Genomic DNA, 17,128 nt, shown 5'->3' on the forward strand with positions numbered 1-17,128 from the left:
GTTCTAACGGTAAGTGCCCGATCGAGCGCTCCCGGTTACGACACGCTCGAATGGAGGGCCACGGGACGAGGACGTTCGCAGGTGCTCGTGATGGTCACCGCCGTACCCGAGTCCGCCGCGGCCAGCAGCGACTCCATGACGTCGAGCACGTGGAAGGCCAGCGAGCCGCCCGCGCGGAGCTCCTGGTCCGCCGCGAAGTCGAGCAGCCCCACGCCGCGCCCGGCCCCGACGTAGCCGGCCGACTCCGGAAGCTCCTGCCAGCCGTCCTTGCCCGAGATCAGGACCTGGCCGTCGAAACGGTTCGGGTCGGGTACGACGAGCGAGCCCTGCTCACCGTGCACCTCGATGTTGGGCGCCTTGGTCGCCGCCCCGTCGAAGCTCATCACCAGCGTGGACAGCGCGCCCGAGGCGTGCACCAGCACCCCGGTGACGTGGGTGTCGACCGTGACCGGGATCTCCTCGCCCTGGCGGGGCCCCGAGCCGATGGTGCGCTTGGCACGCGTACGGCTGGCCGCGCCGATGACGCGCGCCACCGGCCCGAGCAGCGTCACCAGGCTGGTGATGTAGTACGGCCCCATGTCCAGGAGCGGGCCGCCGCCGGGGACGTAGTAGAAGTCGGGGTTCGGATGCCAGCGTTCGTGACCGGGCGTCATCATCGTCGCGGTCGCCGCGATCGGCCTGCCGATCAGGCCGTCGTCGATCGCCTTGCGCGCGGTCTGCGTACCCGTGCCCAGCACCGTGTCGGGCGCGCACCCCACGCGTACCTGAGCGGCTGCGGCCGCCTCCAGCACGCGCGTGGCGTCCGCGGCCGTCGCGGCAAGGGGCTTCTCGCCGTAGACGTCCTTGCCGGCCGCTATGGCCTGCAGCGCGACCTCGGCGTGGGCGGCGGGGATGGTGAGGTTGAGCACGACGTCCACGCGCGGGTCCGCCAGCAGCTCCGCCACGCTCAGCACGTCGACCCCCTCATAGGGGCGCACCGCCTCCCGGGCCCGGTCGAGATCCAGATCGGCCACGGCCACCAGCCGCAGCTGCGGCAACCGGTCGATGGTCTGGAAGTACTGGGCCGAGATCGCCCCGCACCCCACGACGCCGACGTTCACCGGCTGGCCCACAACATTCCCCTTTCGATGATGGTGCGCACGCTGTCGTTCTGCAGGACGTCGAGGCTGTGCCCGGGGGTGGTGACGAAGATCTTCCCGTTCCCCCACCGGCGGGTCCAGATCGCCGGCGAGGTGACCTCCCGGTGCCAGGGATCCCACGGGCGGACCTGCTGTGTCGTCGTCGCCAGCACGTCGATGTAGTCGTCGGTCAGGACCCAGTACTGCTCGGTGACGAGGTCGAAGTCGGCGATCCCCTCGGTGATGGGGTGCGTGCCCGCCTCGGGCAGCATGTTGACGGTGTACGGCACGAAGTTGTCGGCCTGCGTGCCTTCCCGCTCGGCCGGGTCCTTGCCGGGATGGCAGGCGAACTGCCCGCCGATGAGATGCAGGTAGTCGGAGGAGTTGCGGTAGGAGTCGGCGATGCCGCCGTGCCAGCCGGCCATCCCGGTGCCCGCGCGGATCGCGGCCTCCAGCCCGCTCAGCTCCTCCCTCTCGATCGTGCCCATCGTGTAGCACTGCACGATGAGGTCGATGCCGGACATGAACGCGGAGTCCGCGTACGGCGCAGGAGACTCCGCCCGATGCACCTCGAACCCCTGCTTCTCGAGGAAGGGCACGAAGAGCTCGGTGGCCTCGACCGGGGCGTGACCCTCCCAGCCGCCGCGCACCACCAGCGCCTTCCTGCCGTGTTCGTCTGCCATGCTCCCGCCTATCACTTAAGGGACAAACGACTCTGATATTCGCATTTCACACCTAACTATCTGAAGAGGTGTCCACCATCTGGCGCATGAAGGCGACGGATGCGGGCAGCGCTGTGCGGGCGGATCCCCCGGCGCCGGCTTACACGTGGCTTAGTCCGTGGGGGTTCTAATCGGACAAACCCGATGTGGAGGACAAGGTGCCACCGACTGACCAACCACACGAGGAACTGTCATTCGAAACGGACGGGCCGCGCAGGCGTGTCCCACGACCGCTGATCGTCGCCGCCGCCGTCGTGCTGGCGACGACGGGCGGGATCGGAGTCGCCTCGGCGGCGTCGGGAACGACGCCGACGGGCACGCCGACCCCCACGCCGACGATCAGCGAGACGCCCACGGAGACACCGACCACGACACCGACCGAAACACCGACCGACCCGCCGACCGAAACACCCACGGATACGCCCACCACGGAACCTCCTGACATAGCGCCGATCAACCCGTCGGCATTCGTCGGAACCATGCACGGCGAGTTCGCGGTGGCGACGAAGGACGGCTGCGGCACCGTGACCCTGTTCGCCCAGACCGGGCAGGCGACCGCCGTCGCGGAGGACTCGATCACCGTGCGCAGCCAGGACGGCTTCGAGCGCACGTACGCGATCGACGACAACACGCACACCATCGCAGGACGGCGCGGCAACAGCGCGGTCAAGCAGGACGACTGGGTGTCGGTGACCGCGATCGGTGCCGACCAGACGTCCACGCCCACAGCCACGGCCACGTCCACAGCCACAGCCACAGCCACGTCCACAGCCACAGCCACAGCCACAGCCGCCACCGTCTACGACCTGTCGCGGCCCACCAAGCGGATCTGGTCGTACAAGGGCTGGAAGCAGGCATGGCAGTGGTGGCCAGGCACGCCTGCGTGGCAGACCCCGACCGCGTGCCCGACGCCGACCACTACGCCGACCGAGACACCGACCGACACTCCGACGGAAACACCCACCGAGACCCCGACCCCCGATCCGACGTCATCTGTCTCCGAGACCCCGACCCCGACGCCCACGCCGACCTCCTGATCGGCAGGTAGCGCCGTCTTCGTCCCGAGCGGCTCCCCTCTCACTCGGGCGTCGAACGGCGTGCCGCATCTCGGCCGGCGGTCAGAGCGCGAGATGGACCCGGTACTCCCTGAGCCACGCGTCGAGCTGCAGCAGCCGCTCCAGCGAGGCGCGGGCCGCAAGGGAGCTGGAGTCGCCCACGGGGCGTTCGACGAGCGCACGCGCCTTGTCCAGGTCGAGCAGCTGGGCGCAGGGCGTGTCACGCTCGAGCAGGGCGCGGACCTCCTCGCGCAGGGCCTGTTCGTAGGCGGGGTCCTGGGTGGCCGGGTAAGGACTCTTGACGCGCTGGAGCACCGACTCCGGCAGCAGGTCCGCGGCGGCCGCGCGCAGCAGGCTCTTCTCCCGCCCGTCGAAGGTCTTCATCGCCCAGGGGGCGTTGAAGACGTACTCCACCAGCCGGTGGTCGCAGAACGGCACCCGGACCTCCAGCCCGACGGCCATGCTCATCCGGTCCTTGCGGTCGAGCAGGATCTGCACGAACCGGGTGAGGTGCAGATAGCTGATCTCGCGCATGCGCCGCTCGTGCCCCGTCTCGCCGGGCAGCTCGGGCACCTCGGCCATGGCCTGGCGGTAGCTCGTGTCCTGGTAGCCGGTGACGTCGAGCGTGCGCTCCAGGTCCTCCTTGAACAGCTGCTCCACCCCCAGGCGGTCGGTGAGGCCGCCGATGAACCACGGGAAGGTGTCGGCCGCCACCGCCGCGGGGTCGTGGAACCACCGGTAGCCGCCGAACACCTCGTCGGCCGACTCCCCGGACAGCGCCACCGTGGAGTGTCCCCTGATCGCCTCGAACAGCAGGTAGAGCGAGCTGTCCATGTCGCCGATGCCGATCGGCAGGTCGCGGGCGCGCAGCACGGCGGCCCGCACGGCCGGGTTCATCAGCTCCCGCGAGTCGAGCACGATGTCGGTGTGCTCGGCGGCGATGTGCTCGGCCACCTCGTGGACGTACGGCGCGTCGGGCGTCGAACGGGTCGCGTCGGGCTTGAAGTGCTCGGTGTAGCCGGCGAAGTCCACGGCGAACGAGCGGACGCTCCCCAGATCCTGTTCCGCCAGGCCCTTGGCGGCGAGCGCGGTGATCGTGCTGGAGTCGAGGCCGCCCGACAGCAGCGCACACAGCGGCACGTCGCTGATGAGCTGGCGGTGGACGATGTCCTCCAGCAGATCGCGCACCGTCTTGACGGTGGAGTCGACGTCGTCCTGGTGCTCGTGGGACTCCAGCTGCCAGTAGCGGCGCTTGCTGCACCCGTCGCGGCTCACCCGGATGAGCTGGCCGGGGCGCACCTCGTACATGCCTTTGAAGATCCCGTGCTCCGGCGTCTTGACGTACGCCACCAGCTCGCGGAGCCCGTCGGCGTCGATCACCCGGTGGGCGAGCGGGTTGGCGAGGATCGCCTTGGGCTCCGAGCCGAACAGCACGCCGTGGGCGGTCGGGTAGTAGTACAGCGGCTTGATCCCCATGCGGTCGCGGACCAGCAGCAGTTCCTCGCGCTCGGCGTCCCAGACGGCGAAGGCGTACATGCCGTTCAGGCGGTCGGCCAGGTCCTCGCCCCACTCGACGTAGGCGCGCAGGACGACCTCGGTGTCGCTCTGGGTGCGGAAGCGGTGCCCGCGGGCGGCCAGCTCCGCGCGCAGCTCGCGGTAGTTGTACACCTCTCCGCTGTACGTGAGGACGGCCGGCTCCCGCCCGTCCTCGTCGGCGACCATGGGCTGCCGGCCGCCGGGGAGGTCGATGATGGCCAGCCTCCGGTGGCCGATGGCGGCGTGCGGCGCCATCCAGAGCCCTTGGTCGTCGGGACCGCGGCAGGCCATCGTGTCCGTCATGGCCTGCGCGGTGGCCCTCTCGCCCATCAGGTCCCGCTCGAAGTCAACCCAGCCGCAGATGCCGCACATGCCCGACTCCTCCCGATTTCCCCGACGCCCCCCTGATGCCCCGCCCGGGCGGCTTATCACGCCGGGGAACGCCTCCGGCCCGGCGGCCGCCGCTCCGGATGAAAGGATCGAAGCGATTTCGTATGACCGAAAGGCACATGAGATGGCTCCGAACATCGCCACCGCACGCCACGTCGACCTGCCCGAGCTGCTGGAGTTCCTCCGCCCGAGGCACCACGGCCTGCTCTCGACCACCCGCAAGGACGGCCGGCCGCAGCTCTCACCCGTCAGCTGCGGGGTCGACGAGGACGGCCGGATCGTGGTCTCCACCTATCCCGACCGGGTCAAGGCCCGCAACGCCCGCCGCGACGAGCGGGTGTCCATCTGCGTGCTGTCCGACGACTGGAACGGCCCGTACGTCCAGGTCGACGGGCACGCGGAGGTGCTGGACATGCCCGACGCCCTCGAAGCCCTGGTCGAGTACTACCGGTGCATCGCCGGCGAGCACCCCGACTGGGACGAGTACCGGGCCGCCATGCGGCGCCAGGACAAGTCGCTGATCCGCGTCCACATCGACCGCTGGGGCCCCATCGCGACCGGCGGCTTCCCCGCCCGCCTGATATCGGAGTGACGCCCGGCGTTCTCCGACGGCACGCCTGTTAGTCCTTCCTGGCGGGCAGCAGGTACACCAGGACCGCCGCCACGCTCGCGACGGCGAAGGTGAACACCGAGGACATCCCCAGACCGTGGGCCGCCGCGGCGGCCCGGTCTCCGGTGGCGGGATCGAAGGCGTGGAAGAACACGACTCCGATGAGCGCGACGCCGAGCGCGTTGCCGACCTGCTGGGCGGTGGACAGCACGCCGGAGGCCATGCCCACGTCCGCGGGGTCCGTCCGGGCCAGCACCGCGTTGAGCGACGGCGTGATGAGCAGCCCTCCCCCGACGCTCTGCAGCATGAGCGTCGGGATGACGACCGCCGGCGTGAACGGCAGGCCGCCGATCAGCACGGCCGCCGTGACCGCGTACCCGATGGCGAGCACGACGGCCCCGAACTCCAGGACGCGACGGCCGTACCTGGGCACGAGCCGGCCGGCGACCATGCTGAAGACGAAGAAGGTGAGGGCGGCCGGGGCATAGACCAGCCCCGCCCCGAGGGCCGGCATGCCGAGCCCGTCCTGCAGGGAGATCGACAGCACGAGGTAGTACGACGAGAGCAGCGCGTAGATCGTCAGGACGAGAGGGATGCCGACGGCGAACGACCGCGCGCGGAACAGGGAGATCCGCACCAGCGGAGTGGCGGTCCTGCGCTCGACGAGGACGAAGAAGGCGAAAGCGGGAACGGCCGCGGCCAGGCAGGCCCAGGTCCACCAGGGCCATCCCGCCTGCCGGCCCTGGATGAGCGGGAAGGCCAGGAGGAACAGCGCGACGCTGAGCACGACGACCCCCGGCAGGTCGAGCCGGCGCGCGAGCGGCGCCCGCGACTCCGGCAGGAGCCTGGCCGCGAGCAGGATCGCGACGAGGCCGATCGGGACGTTGATCCAGAACACGGGGCGCCAGCCGGAGCCGAGCAGGTCGGCTCCGATCAGCAGGCCGCCGACGAGCTGGCCGCCGACGGTGGCGAGCCCCATGACGGCTCCGAGCACCCCGTACGCGCGGTGCCTGCCCTGCTCCGGGACCAGCACGGTGATGACCGCGTAGACCTGCGGGAGCATCAGCGCGGCCCCCAGGCCCTGCACGAGACGGGCCGCGATGAGCGCGAGCGCGGCCGGGGCGAGCGCGCACGCGACGGACGCCAGCGTGAACAGGGCCATGCCGGCGACGAAGGTCCGCTTGCGGCCGTACAGGTCGCCGAGCCGGCCACCGGTGACGAGGAACACCGCGTAGGTGAGCTGGTAGCCGACCAGGATCCACTGCAGCTCGCCGCCGGAGGCGCCCAGGTCGGCCTGGATCGCCGGTCCCGCGACGATGACGATGTACGAGTCCAGAAGCGCCATGAACGCGCCGACCAGCACGATCGACACGGCGCCCCATGGCGCGGCGGCCACGGTGCGAGGCGTTGTTGTCATAGTCACGAAGAAAACGTACGATCGTTCGTACTTAATAGCAAGTGACATGATGAGGGCTCATGAGCGAGCTAGAGCAACCCGCCCCCGCGACGGCCGGGATCTCCGACCAGCGCCTGCTGCGCGGCGCGCGGGCCAGGCAGACGATCACGCGCCACGCCGTGGACGTCGCGTCGCTGGAAGGGCTCAACGGGCTCAGCATCGGCCGGCTGGCCACCGACCTCGGGCTCAGCAAGAGCGGGGTCGCCACGCTCTTCGGAACGAAGGAGAAGCTGCAGCTCGCCACCGTCGCCTCGGCGCGCGAGGCGTTCCGCGACGCCGTCATCCGGCCGGTTTCGGACGTGCCGCACGGCGTGGCCCGGCTGCGCGCGCTCACCGAGCGCTGGATCTCCTACGCCGAGACTCCCCTGTTCGCGGGCGGCTGCTTCTGGGCGGCGAACCTCCCCGACTTCGACAGCCGGCCGGGGCCGGTGCGCGACGCGCTCGTCGGCCACCACCGCGACTGGCTCGCGATCATCGCCGGCGAGCTGCGCGGCGCCGTGGCCGCCGGCGAGATCGCCGACCTGGACGCCGAGCTCGCGGCCTTCCAGATCGACGCGGTGCTCATGGCGGCGAACACCGCGCTGCGCCTGGGCGACCACGAGGCCGTGGGCAAGGTCCGCCGCGTCGTCGAGGGATTCGCGGGAGCTCGATCATCCTCGTCCTGACCTGGGCTTTAGCCAAGGAACAGATAAAGGACAGCAAAAATCCCCAAATCTCTCTCGTCTGGAATTAGAGGACCCGTGCCGTGGATAGGGACATATAAGGAATTCGCGTCCTGCTAGGAGGGATCATGGCCGTCACCCAGCCGCGAGGGCGCACGACCGCCGGACCCGACGGGAATGGCACCAAGCGGTTCAGCCTGGACCTGCCGATGCTCGGCATCCAGGTCCGGCAGCCCGAAATGCGGATGCCACACATAGAAATGCCACACATCGAGATGCCACGCATGCCACGGATGCAGATGCCGAACATCCCGATCCCACGTGTCAGCAAGCAGGAGCTCGGTCACTACGTCGACGTCGCCCGGACGTTCCTCCCTCCGCCCGAACGCATGGCCTATTACGGCGCGCTCGGCGCGCTCGCCGCGGTCGGGGTGCTCGAATGGCCCGTCGCGGCCGCCATCGGCGCCGGGACGATCCTCGCCCGGCGGGGTCTGCCGCGGGCCGCGTTCGGGAGGCAGCGCGCGACCACCACACCGACCAGGGAGCCCGCGGCCCGGGAGACCACGACCCCGAGCAGGCGGGCCACGACCGGGACGACCAAGCGCGCCACGACCGCCACCCGGCGCGGCACTGCCGGGACCACGACGACCGGCACCACGACGAGGCGCAGGGCCGCCACGACCGGTGGCACGGCCGGGACCACGACCGCCGGCACGACCACGAGGCGCAGGGCCGCCACGACCGGCGGCACGACCGCCGCCACCGGCGGCACCACCCGGAGCACGACCAGGAGCACCGCCGCCAAGCCGGCCACGACGACCGGCACCACCACAAGGCGCAGGGCCACCACGGCCGGCGGCACGACCGGCACCACCACGCGGCGCAGGGCGGCCACGACCAGCGGCGCGACCGGCACCACCAAGAGCACCACCAGAGGCACCGCCGCCAAGAGCACCCGCACCACGAGAAGCACCACGCGCAAGGCGACCGGGACCTCCGGCACCACCACCAGGTAGACCACCTCGACTTCGAGCTCGACAAGCAGGCGAAAGAGCACCGCACCGAGCAGGTGACCACGACGCCGTAGACGGGAGACCACATGGCGTTGTTCGGCCTGCTCAACGCTGGCACGCTGCTGAACATGTTCCCGGAGCCGGTGCGGAGCGTCCTCCCGCGCTCCCGCCGGGTTCAGCCGTGCCCGGGCGGAGCTCGTATCGAGCTGCGCACCATCGGCGGCCCGCGCACCGAGCGGCGCGCCCGCGAGCTGGAAGACCGCCTCAAAGCGGTTGGAGTGCCGCGCGCCGAGGTGAACGGGGCGCTCGGCTGCGTCTTCGTGGCCTGCGACGTCACGACGGACGACATGGACAAGCTCGTGGCCGTCGTGGAGGAGCTCGACGAGGCCGATGCCGAGGACGGGGCCGGGGACGGCTCCCCAGCCCCCGCCCGGGACGGCGTGGAGCAGCAGGACCGCTCCGTGGTCAGCCTCGGCCTGCACCTGGCCGGCACCGGGCTCGCCCTGGCCGGCCGGCTGGCCCGTGTCCCACGGCTGTCCGCGGCGGTGCCCGGCCTCCTCTCGCTGGCCGAGCACACCCCCCTGGTACGCAGGGAGCTGGAGGAGCGCATCGGCAAGCCCGGCGCGGACGCGATGATCGCGATGACCCGGGTCGTCGCCCACACGCTGGCCATGCGGCCCATGTCCCTGCTGATCGACTCGGTCGCCGCGGCCGGCCGGTACGTCGACTCGCGTGCCGGGCTCAAGGCGTGGGAACAGCGCGAGGAGCAGTTCGCGACCGTGACGGGGGCCTACCGCCACACCAGGGCCGCCTCGCCGCCGCGCCCGGGCCGGCTGCCCCGCGGGCCCGTGGAGCGGTACGCCGACGCCGCCAGCGCGGTGTCGCTGGCGGGGCTCGGCCTGACCACGGTGCTCAGCAGCGACCGCGAGCGGGGCCTGTCCGTGCTGATCGCCGGCATCCCCAAGGCCGCGAACCTCGGCAGGGAGGCCTTCGCCAGCGCCGTCGCGCGCGGCCTCGCCGGACGCGACACGATCGTGCTCAACCGTGACGTCCTCGTCCGCATGGATCGCATCGACACCGTGGTCCTCGACGCCGCCCTGCTCACCACGGGCGCGTGGGCGATCGACGACGTGACCTCGCTCGGCCCCGACGTGGACGGCGACGATCTGTACACCCGGCTCTACGCGCTGATCGACCTGGCCGACCCTTCGGCCCGGCGCGAGCGCGACGGGTGGAGCGCCGAGCCCCATGGGGCGCAGGACCGTACCACCGTCATGGTCAAACGCGACGGGACCCCGATCGCCCTCGTCCAGCTGGTCCCCGAGCTGCATCCGCTCGCCGAGGCCCTGGTCGCGGCGGCGCGGGGCACCTGCGACATGGTCCTGGCCGGCGGGGATCCCGCCCTCGCCAAGCGGCTGCGCATGGACCGCGTGGTCCAGAACGGGCCGCGGCTGGGCGCGTCCGTGCGGGCGCTGCAGTCGGAGGGCCACGCCGTGGCCGTCGTCTCGCAGCGGGGGCGCAGCGGGCTGCGCCAGGCCGACCTGGGCATCGGGGTGCTCGAAGGGGCGCGGCGCGTCCCCTGGGACGCCGACGTGATGGGCGGGCTCGAAGGCGTGCACCTGCTGCTGCAGTGCCTGTCGTCGGCCAGGAAGGCGAGCGTCCGCGGGGTCCTCGTGGCGGCCGCCGGCTCGGTCGTCGGCACCGGCCTGGCGCTCCTCGGCCCCGCCACGCTCGCCGTCGGACGCGCCAACCTGGCACGCGACTGCGCCGCGCTCGCCACCCTCACGGTCGGTGAGTGGATGGGGCGCAGCGCCGGGAGCAGGCCCGCGCCGATCCTCGCCGACCACACGCCCTGGCACGCCATGGCGGCCCGCGACGTCCTGGCCCGGCTCGCCACCTCGCCCGAGGGGCTGAGCGAGGCGGAGGCCGCACGCCGCAGGACGGGCCCGGCGCGGCCCGCTGCGGCCGGCCCCGAATCCATGCTCAGCGCGACCCTGCACGAGCTGGCCAACCCGCTGAGCCCGGTCCTCGCAGCGGGCGCGGGCGTGTCGGCCGGGCTCGGCTCCGCGCTGGACGCCGTGCTCATCTGCGGCGTGATGGTGGTGGACGCCGTCCTCGGCGGCGCGCAGCGGCGCAACGTCGCGCGGGCGCTGCACCGCCTCACCGAGACCACCGCCATCCGGGTACGGATCCGCCGGCCCACGGGCGCCGTGGCGGGCTTCGCCGACGACCTGGCGCCCGGGGACGTGATCGAGCTGCGTGCCGGCGACGCCGTACCGGCGGACGGGCGGCTCATCCAGGCGGCCGGGCTGGAGATCGACGAGTCCACCCTCACCGGCGAGTCGCAGCTCGTCTCCAAGACGGACACGCCGACCGCGGCGCCCGCCGTCGCGGACCGCACCTCGATGGTCTACGAGGGCACGACCGTCGCGGCGGGCCACGGGTACGCCGTGGTCGTGGCGACCGGAGCGGCCACCGAGGCGGGCAGGACGGCCAGGCTCAGCCAGGAGGGCCCGCCGCCGAGCGGGGTCGAGCTGCGCCTGCGCGCGCTGAGCCGCCGGATCCTCCCGGCGGCTCTCGGTTCCGGCCTGCTCCTGATGGTCGTCGAGCTGGTACGCGGCTCGCCGCTGTCGCAGGCGCTCGCCCCGGCGGTGAGCATGATGGTGGCGGCGGTCCCCGAAGGGCTGCCGTTCGTCGCCACCGCGGCCGAGCTGGCCTCGGCCAAGCGGCTGTCGGCGCACAACACGCTGGTGCGCAACCCGTCCACGATCGAGGCGCTGGGCCGCGTGGACGTGCTCTGCTTCGACAAGACGGGAACGCTCACCGAAGGCCACATCAGCCTGCGGCGGGTGTCGGACGGCCGGGCCGAGCAGTCGGTGGAGGAGGCCACGCCGGAGCTGCGGGCCATCGTGGGCGCGGCGCTGCGCGCGGGGCCCAGGTTCGAGGGCGGGCGGGCCATCCCGCACCCCACGGACCGCGCGATCGTGGAGGGCGCCGGCAAGCTCGGCGTCACCCCGAGGTACGGCCTGCGTACGTGGCACCGCGTGGACGAGCTGCCCTTCGAGCCGGCCCGCGGCTACCACGCCGTCCTCGGCCGGTCGGAGGCGGGACAGCTGCTGAGCGTCAAGGGCGCTCCCGAGATCGTGCTCACCAGCTCCACGAGCATCGTCGTCGACGGGGAGACCGTACCGCTGGACGATCGGATGAGGCGGCAGCTGGAGGAGGAGGTGGACCGGCTGGCCCTGCGCGGCTACCGCGTGCTCGCCGTCGCCGAGCGCCCCGCCTCGAGCCGCGCCGACCTCGACGAGTCGCGCATCGAGAACCTGTGTTTCCTCGGGTTCCTGGGCCTGGCGGACCCGGTGCGCCCGACGGCGAAGCGCAGCGTGGAGGACCTGATGCGGGCCGGCGTGCGGGTCGCCATGCTCACCGGCGACCACCCCAGCACGGCGGAGGCCATCGCCGCGGAGATCGGCGCCCTGAACGGCCTGCGCGTGATGACCGGCCCGGAGCTGGAGCAGCTGGACGACGAGGCGCTGGCCGAGGAGCTGCCGAAGGTGGCGGTGTTCGCCCGGGTGACGCCCGAGCACAAGGCCCGGATCGTCACCTGCTGGCGCAAGGCCGGCAAGGTCGTGGCCGTGACCGGCGACGGCGCCAACGACGTGCCCGCGATCCGGCTCGCCGACGTGGGCGTGGCCCTCGGGTCGCGCGCCGCGCCGGCCACCAGGGCCGCCGCCGACATCGTCGTGGTGGACGACCGCATCGAGACGATCATCGACGCGATCGTCGAGGGCCGGGCGATGTGGACCTCCGTGCGCGACGCGCTGGGCATCCTGCTCGGCGGCAACGTCGGGGAGATCGCCTTCACCCTCGGCTCCAGCCTGCTCACCGGGCGCAGCGCGCTCAACGCCCGCCAGCTCCTGCTGGTCAACCTGCTCACCGACATGTTGCCCGCGATGGCGGTGGCCATCCGGCCGCCGAGCGCCGCGAGCCCGGAGAAGCTCCTGGCCGAGGGCCCGGAGGCGTCGCTGGGCGCCGCGCTGACCAGGGACATCTACCTGCGCGCCATCACCACGGCCGTGGCGGCGGGCGCGGCCTGGGTGCTTGCCCGGATGACCGGCACCCGGGGCCGGGCCGATACGGTGGGGCTCATCGGCCTGGTGGCGGCGCAGCTGCTGCAGACGCTGGCGCTGGGCGGCGGGGATCGCACGGTGGTGCTCGCCTCGGTGTCGTCCCTGGCGGCGCTGGGCGTGATCGTCTCCGTGCCCGGTCTGAGCCAGCTCTTCGGCTGCCAGCCGGTGGGGCCGCTGGCGTGGGGGATCGCGCTCGGATGCGCCGGGGCCACGGCCTGGGTGACCACCATGATCGAACGGTCGAACGCCCAGGGATAGTCATCTGGAGTTCACCCTATGGACATCCGGTTTCTCACCGTATATACATCTTTCTACCCCAATGTGACTTGAAGCGTAGTTTCAATGAAGAGGTAGAGAGTTGTCCGAATTCCTGGCCTCCCTGCTCGCCAAGGCCGCGATGATGCTCCTCGAGGCACTGCTCGCTCGGTTCGTCCAGAGCCTCGCCACGTCGATCCTCAGCCCGGCGGGCCTCCGGATCGCCTGACCACCCCGCGCGCCGTCCGGCGTTTCCTCGTTGCGCACACCGTTCCTTATGAGTACAGTGTTCGCAAGAGGGAACGCCGTACGCAGCGCGGGGAGATGACGATGTCCATGAGCACCAGTTGGGACATGAAGGGCACCTGGGACACCAAGGGCCGGTGGGACGTGCACGAGCGGCCCGGCCTGTCACAGGCGGGGCTGGACCGGATGCGGCACGTGCTGGCCGGACATGTCGGGTCCGGGAGCGTACCCGGGCTGGTCGCGCTGGTCGGCAGGGGCGACGAGACGCACGTCGAGGCCCTGGGGACCCTGCACGCGGGCGGCACCGAGCCGATGCGGCGTGACACGCTCTTCCGGATGGCGTCGTTGAGCAAGCCGATCACGGCCGCCGCGGTGATGATCCTGGTCGAGGAGTGCCGGCTGCGGCTGGACGACCCGGTCGACGAGTGGCTGCCCGAGCTGGCCGACCGCCAGGTGCTCAGGAGCATCGACGCGCCGCTGGACGACACGGTCCCCGCGGCCCGGCCGATCACCGTGCGCGACCTGCTGACGTTCACCTTCGGGTTCGGGGTGGTGCTGGCCGCGCCGGACACGTACCCGATCCAGACCGCGATCCGCGAGCTCGGCCTGGACACCACCTCGCCGGACTTCGGGCCGGACGAGTGGATCCGCCGGCTCGGCACGCTGCCGCTGATGCGCCAGCCGGGCGAGCTGTGGCAGTACCACGTCGGCTCCGACGTGCTCGGCGTGCTCGTGGCCAGGGTGAGCGGGCAGCCGCTGGAGGAGTTCCTGCGCGAGCGGCTGTTCGGGCCGCTCGGCATGAAGGACACCGGCTTCCACGTGCCCGCCGACCGGATCCACCGCCTGCCCACCAGCTACGCGCACAACCCCGAGAACGGCGAACCGGTCGTCTGGGACGAGGCCGCCGGCGGCAAGTACAGCCGCCCGCCGCTCTTCCAGGCCGGCGGCGACGGGCTGGTCTCGACCGTCGACGACTACCACGCCTTCTTCCGCATGCTCCTGGACAAGGGCGCCTTCGGCGGCGCGCGCGTCCTGTCGCGGGCCTCGGTCGAGCTGATGACGACGGACCACCTGACGCCGGGACAGAAGGTCGAGAAGGACGCGTTCGGCGACCACTTCGGCCGGCACGGCGGGTACGGGTTCGGCCTGGCGGTCCGCACCCACCGCCGCGATCTGGCCTCGCCGGGCCAGTTCGGCTGGGACGGCGGCCTCGGCACCACCGGGTACGCCGACCCGGCCGAGGACCTGGTCGGCATCCTGCTGACCCAGAGCGCGATGGACTCCGTCCACACGCCCCGCCTCCACAAGGACTTCTGGACCACCGCCTACCAGGCCATCGCCTGAAGCCCCGCCGCCACGCCCCCTCCAAGGCGTGGCGGCGGGTCATTCGTCTTATTCGTCGTAGAAGATGACCACGCGGGCCACCTGCCGCTCGTCCTCGACGGCCTCGCCGGGCCGGCGCCGGCCACTGGCGACGACGTCGCCGGTGCGCGGGTCGACGACGCGGTAGGCGGTCGGCAGCCCGTCCTCGCGCGTCGGGCGCAGCGCGCCGCCGTGCTCCTGGTAGACCACGTGCAGGCGGCCGGGCACGCGCAGGGAGCGCGGGCTGATGAACGTCTCCCAGTCCGGCTCCATGTCGGTCGTGGGCAGGCCGTCCAGGATCTTGCCGAGCAGCCCGACGTACGTGGAGCCCTCGAAGTCGAGGGACTCGCGCCAGCCGCCCGACGGGGCCAGGAAGTACGGCGCGTGTCCGGGCTCGTCGGCGTGCAGCTTCCACTGCCAGATGTTCGCGGCGCCGTAGACGACGCCCATGGCCCCGCCCGCGCACAGGTTGCTCCACGCCTCGTGGCCCTGCCACCAGCCGGCGGCGTTGGTGACGCTGCGGGTCTGCTCGTAGGTGGGCTCGCCGTTGGCGACGGCCTTGACGGGCGTGTCGCGCCGCATGACCGCGACTCGCTCGGGGACGTGCTCGCCGCCGTGACCGGTCTGGCACCACTGGAAGTCCAGCCAGTCGGCGTCCTGGCAGGCCCGGTTGTCGGCGTGCGGGCGGTAGTGGATGCCGGTGGGCTGCGCGTAGCAGTCCCAGGCGTGGACCTCGGCGCCGCCGGCCGCGATCTGCGGCTCGCGGCCGGAGCCGTCGGCGCCGACCAGGTAGATCGCGGGGCGGGCGCCGTAGCGGGCCACCAGGTAGCGGCAGTAGCGGGCGTACTCCTCGGGCGGCACGACCGTGCCGGCCACATCGAGCCCCTTCCAGCCGAACCCCTGGAAGACCGGCTGGAGCACGGGCACGATCTCGTGCTCCACCAGGATGTCCAGGAGCCGGTCCAGATACTGGAAGTAGGCGGGGTTGAGCGCGTTGACGTGCCCGCCGGGCAGGTCCTCGAAGGCGACGTCGAAGCCCTCGTCGGCGGAGCGGTCGCGCGGGCCGACGGCCCGCATGTCGGGCTGGACCGACATCAGCAGCACCGCGTTGAAGCCCTTGGCCTGCCGGTCGGCCGCGTACGTGCGCACCTGCTCCTCGGTGGCCCGCCAGGGCAGGCCCCAGGCGGTGTCGGCGACCATGATCGCCGGGGTGCCGTCGGCGTGCACGAGGCTGCGCCCGCCCGGCGACATGGTCCAGAAGCCGTGCCGCCGGAAGCGGTGCGCAGGCGGTTCGGCGGCGTCCACCTCGATGATCCCGGACGCCCCGCGAAGCCCCCGGTCGTCGAGGGACGCGTCGGTGGTCCAGTGCCAGCGGCCGTGCGCCAGCGGCGAGCTGAACCGGATCCGCCACGTGCGGCCGCCGTCGTAGAACGCCGGCCTGCGCAGGGACAGCCCGGTGTCGTGGGTGAAGTCCGCCCACACCTCGACGGCGGTGTAGGCGTCGGGGAGGTCGGCCGAGGCGGTGAGCGTGATCTCCACCTCGCGCCAGGCTCCCCCGACGCGCGTCACGTCGCCCATCAGCCGTCCACCTGGGCGCTGAGCAGCGCCTTGCGCGCGATGCGCTGCGCGGCCAGGGCGTCCTGGCGGGCCTGGGCCTCGGCGAGGGCGTCCACGTCGAGGACCTGCAGGGCCCGCCAGATCGTCCGCATGACCTCGATGCCGGCGCGGGCGGCCTCCACCGAGTCCTCGCGGAAGGGGAACTGGTCGAGCTGCCAGACGCCCTGCCAGCCGGCCTGGCGCAGGGTGTGGAAGAACTCGAAGGTCTCGACGAGGTGGATGGAGCCCACCACCATGTCGTCGTCCCAGCCGCGGAAGTTGTCGTTGACGTCGATGGCGTAGAGCCGGTCGTGTTCGAGGATGAGCTGGGCCGCGTCGGCCGGGGACTCGAGGCCGTACAGGGAGTGGCCGAAGTCCAGCAGGATGCCGACGTTGGGCACGTCCATCTTCTCGATGGCCAGCAGGGTGCGGGCGGCCGAGGAGAAGGTCATGCGGTTACGCGGCTCGCGCGGCTTGTACTCGATGGCGAAGCGCAGGTCGGGGTGGCGCTGGGCCAGCTCGCGGACGGCGTCGATGGACATCTGCCACAGCGCCTTGTAGTCGGCCTGGAAGGGGTAGTCCCAGCCGTCCTGGCCGGGCCAGAGCTTGACGTAGTCGCAGCCGAGGCGGCGGGCCAGGTCGGCGGACTCGCTGACCAGCTCGATGGCCGCGCGCCGGATCCCGGGGTCGGGGTTGGTGAAGCCGCCGCGGGCGAACTTCCTGGTGTAGATCTCCGGCGTCAGCGCGATGGCCCGCAGCCCGTTGGCCTTCAGCCGGTCCTCCAGCTGGTCCACGTCGAGGTCGGCGGGGTTGAACGGGTAGTTGATGTCGACCACGGACAGGCTGCCGACCTGGCCCGCGCGGTCGATCGCCTCCAGCGTGGAGACGGGCGGGCCGTACCCGTCCGTGGCATAACGGTCGCGGAACTGCCCGAAGTGCCAGAGCCCGGCGCCGAACAGTGGTTCTGCTGCCATACG

General features: G+C 72.0%; 15 protein-coding genes. 6 read left to right on the forward strand and 9 right to left on the reverse strand.

The annotated features are described in order from the left end of the window. Positions 1-35: 35 nt before the first annotated feature. The 3 genes from ACIHFD_RS50120 to ACIHFD_RS50130 form a co-directional block, all read right to left on the reverse strand. Positions 36-1,112: a Gfo/Idh/MocA family protein gene (locus tag ACIHFD_RS50120; RefSeq protein ID WP_397372933.1), complete on the reverse strand. Its 1,077-nt coding sequence runs from the start codon at positions 1,110-1,112 to the stop codon at positions 36-38. After that, entirely contained in the window at positions 1,097-1,801 is a 705-nt protein-coding gene (locus tag ACIHFD_RS50125; protein WP_397372934.1) for a ThuA domain-containing protein, read from the reverse strand. The genes ACIHFD_RS50120 and ACIHFD_RS50125 overlap by 16 nt, the downstream gene beginning before the upstream one ends. A gap of 166 nt (positions 1,802-1,967) precedes the next feature. After that, positions 1,968-2,270 (reverse strand): hypothetical protein, encoded by a 303-nt coding sequence (locus tag ACIHFD_RS50130; RefSeq protein WP_397372935.1) that lies wholly within the window; start codon positions 2,268-2,270, stop codon positions 1,968-1,970. A 49-nt stretch (positions 2,271-2,319) separates the two neighbouring features. Here ACIHFD_RS50130 and ACIHFD_RS50135 point away from each other — a divergent pair, with 49 nt between their 5' ends. Next, positions 2,320-2,877 carry a hypothetical protein gene (locus tag ACIHFD_RS50135; protein WP_397372936.1) on the forward strand — a complete coding sequence of 186 codons (558 nt, stop codon included), beginning with the start codon at positions 2,320-2,322 and terminating at the stop codon, positions 2,875-2,877. Positions 2,878-2,958: 81 nt separating this feature from the next. Here the strand turns inward: ACIHFD_RS50135 and asnB are convergent, their stop codons facing one another. Beyond that, positions 2,959-4,803, reverse strand: a complete 1,845-nt coding sequence (gene asnB / locus ACIHFD_RS50140; protein WP_397372937.1) for an asparagine synthase (glutamine-hydrolyzing) — start codon at positions 4,801-4,803, stop codon at positions 2,959-2,961. 142 nt (positions 4,804-4,945) lie between these two features. Between asnB and ACIHFD_RS50145 the strand changes: the two genes are divergently transcribed. Beyond that, complete coding sequence (locus ACIHFD_RS50145) at positions 4,946-5,413, forward strand: PPOX class F420-dependent oxidoreductase (protein WP_350726078.1); 468 nt, start codon at positions 4,946-4,948, stop codon at positions 5,411-5,413. A gap of 28 nt (positions 5,414-5,441) precedes the next feature. Here the strand turns inward: ACIHFD_RS50145 and ACIHFD_RS50150 are convergent, their stop codons facing one another. Beyond that, positions 5,442-6,848, reverse strand: a complete 1,407-nt coding sequence (locus tag ACIHFD_RS50150; RefSeq protein ID WP_397372938.1) for an MFS transporter — start codon at positions 6,846-6,848, stop codon at positions 5,442-5,444. A gap of 59 nt (positions 6,849-6,907) precedes the next feature. Between ACIHFD_RS50150 and ACIHFD_RS50155 the strand changes: the two genes are divergently transcribed. Then, on the forward strand, positions 6,908-7,552 hold the full coding sequence (locus ACIHFD_RS50155; RefSeq protein WP_397372939.1) for a TetR/AcrR family transcriptional regulator: 645 nt from the start codon (positions 6,908-6,910) through the stop codon (positions 7,550-7,552). A 113-nt stretch (positions 7,553-7,665) separates the two neighbouring features. Here the strand turns inward: ACIHFD_RS50155 and ACIHFD_RS50160 are convergent, their stop codons facing one another. Next, the gene (locus tag ACIHFD_RS50160) at positions 7,666-7,896 is read right to left on the reverse strand and encodes a hypothetical protein (RefSeq protein ID WP_397372940.1); all 231 of its coding nucleotides are present in this window, start codon (positions 7,894-7,896) and stop codon (positions 7,666-7,668) included. A gap of 50 nt (positions 7,897-7,946) precedes the next feature. Next, positions 7,947-8,606, reverse strand: coding sequence for a hypothetical protein (locus tag ACIHFD_RS50165; protein WP_397372941.1), 660 nt, complete (start codon positions 8,604-8,606; stop codon positions 7,947-7,949). 42 nt (positions 8,607-8,648) lie between these two features. On the opposite strand from ACIHFD_RS50165, the gene ACIHFD_RS50170 reads away from it, so the two are divergent. From ACIHFD_RS50170 to ACIHFD_RS50180, 3 genes are all read left to right on the forward strand, one after another. Beyond that, positions 8,649-12,950 carry an HAD-IC family P-type ATPase gene (locus tag ACIHFD_RS50170; RefSeq protein WP_397372942.1) on the forward strand — a complete coding sequence of 1,434 codons (4,302 nt, stop codon included), beginning with the start codon at positions 8,649-8,651 and terminating at the stop codon, positions 12,948-12,950. Between the two features lie 100 nt (positions 12,951-13,050). Further along, complete coding sequence (locus ACIHFD_RS50175) at positions 13,051-13,176, forward strand: hypothetical protein (RefSeq protein WP_397372943.1); 126 nt, start codon at positions 13,051-13,053, stop codon at positions 13,174-13,176. A gap of 101 nt (positions 13,177-13,277) precedes the next feature. Beyond that, the gene (locus ACIHFD_RS50180; RefSeq protein ID WP_397372944.1) at positions 13,278-14,537 is read left to right on the forward strand and encodes a serine hydrolase domain-containing protein; all 1,260 of its coding nucleotides are present in this window, start codon (positions 13,278-13,280) and stop codon (positions 14,535-14,537) included. 48 nt (positions 14,538-14,585) lie between these two features. Here the strand turns inward: ACIHFD_RS50180 and ACIHFD_RS50185 are convergent, their stop codons facing one another. Both ACIHFD_RS50185 and ACIHFD_RS50190 read right to left on the reverse strand, forming a co-directional pair. Beyond that, entirely contained in the window at positions 14,586-16,133 is a 1,548-nt protein-coding gene (locus tag ACIHFD_RS50185) for a DUF4038 domain-containing protein (protein ID WP_397372945.1), read from the reverse strand. Continuing rightward, on the reverse strand, positions 16,133-17,125 hold the full coding sequence (locus tag ACIHFD_RS50190; protein WP_397372946.1) for a sugar phosphate isomerase/epimerase family protein: 993 nt from the start codon (positions 17,123-17,125) through the stop codon (positions 16,133-16,135). Before ACIHFD_RS50190 ends, ACIHFD_RS50185 begins: the two co-directional genes overlap by 1 nt. Between the last annotated feature and the right edge of the window lie 3 nt (positions 17,126-17,128).

This window comes from Nonomuraea sp. NPDC051941, assembly GCF_044593615.1.

Bases quoted from the DNA above. Each gene is read 5' to 3' on its own strand.
- ACIHFD_RS50155 (WP_397372939.1), top strand. From the start codon at position 6,908: ATGAGCGAGCTAGAGCAACCCGCCCCCGCGACGGCCGGGATCTCCGAC.
- ACIHFD_RS50125 (WP_397372934.1), bottom strand. From the start codon at position 1,801: ATGGCAGACGAACACGGCAGGAAGGCGCTGGTGGTGCGCGGCGGCTGG.
- ACIHFD_RS50170 (WP_397372942.1), top strand. From the start codon at position 8,649: ATGGCGTTGTTCGGCCTGCTCAACGCTGGCACGCTGCTGAACATGTTC.
- ACIHFD_RS50190 (WP_397372946.1), bottom strand. From the start codon at position 17,125: ATGGCAGCAGAACCACTGTTCGGCGCCGGGCTCTGGCACTTCGGGCAG.
- ACIHFD_RS50180 (WP_397372944.1), top strand. From the start codon at position 13,278: ATGTCCATGAGCACCAGTTGGGACATGAAGGGCACCTGGGACACCAAG.
- ACIHFD_RS50185 (WP_397372945.1), bottom strand. From the start codon at position 16,133: ATGGGCGACGTGACGCGCGTCGGGGGAGCCTGGCGCGAGGTGGAGATC.
- asnB (WP_397372937.1), bottom strand. From the start codon at position 4,803: ATGTGCGGCATCTGCGGCTGGGTTGACTTCGAGCGGGACCTGATGGGC.
- ACIHFD_RS50135 (WP_397372936.1), top strand. From the start codon at position 2,320: ATGCACGGCGAGTTCGCGGTGGCGACGAAGGACGGCTGCGGCACCGTG.
- ACIHFD_RS50150 (WP_397372938.1), bottom strand. From the start codon at position 6,848: ATGACAACAACGCCTCGCACCGTGGCCGCCGCGCCATGGGGCGCCGTG.
- ACIHFD_RS50145 (WP_350726078.1), top strand. From the start codon at position 4,946: ATGGCTCCGAACATCGCCACCGCACGCCACGTCGACCTGCCCGAGCTG.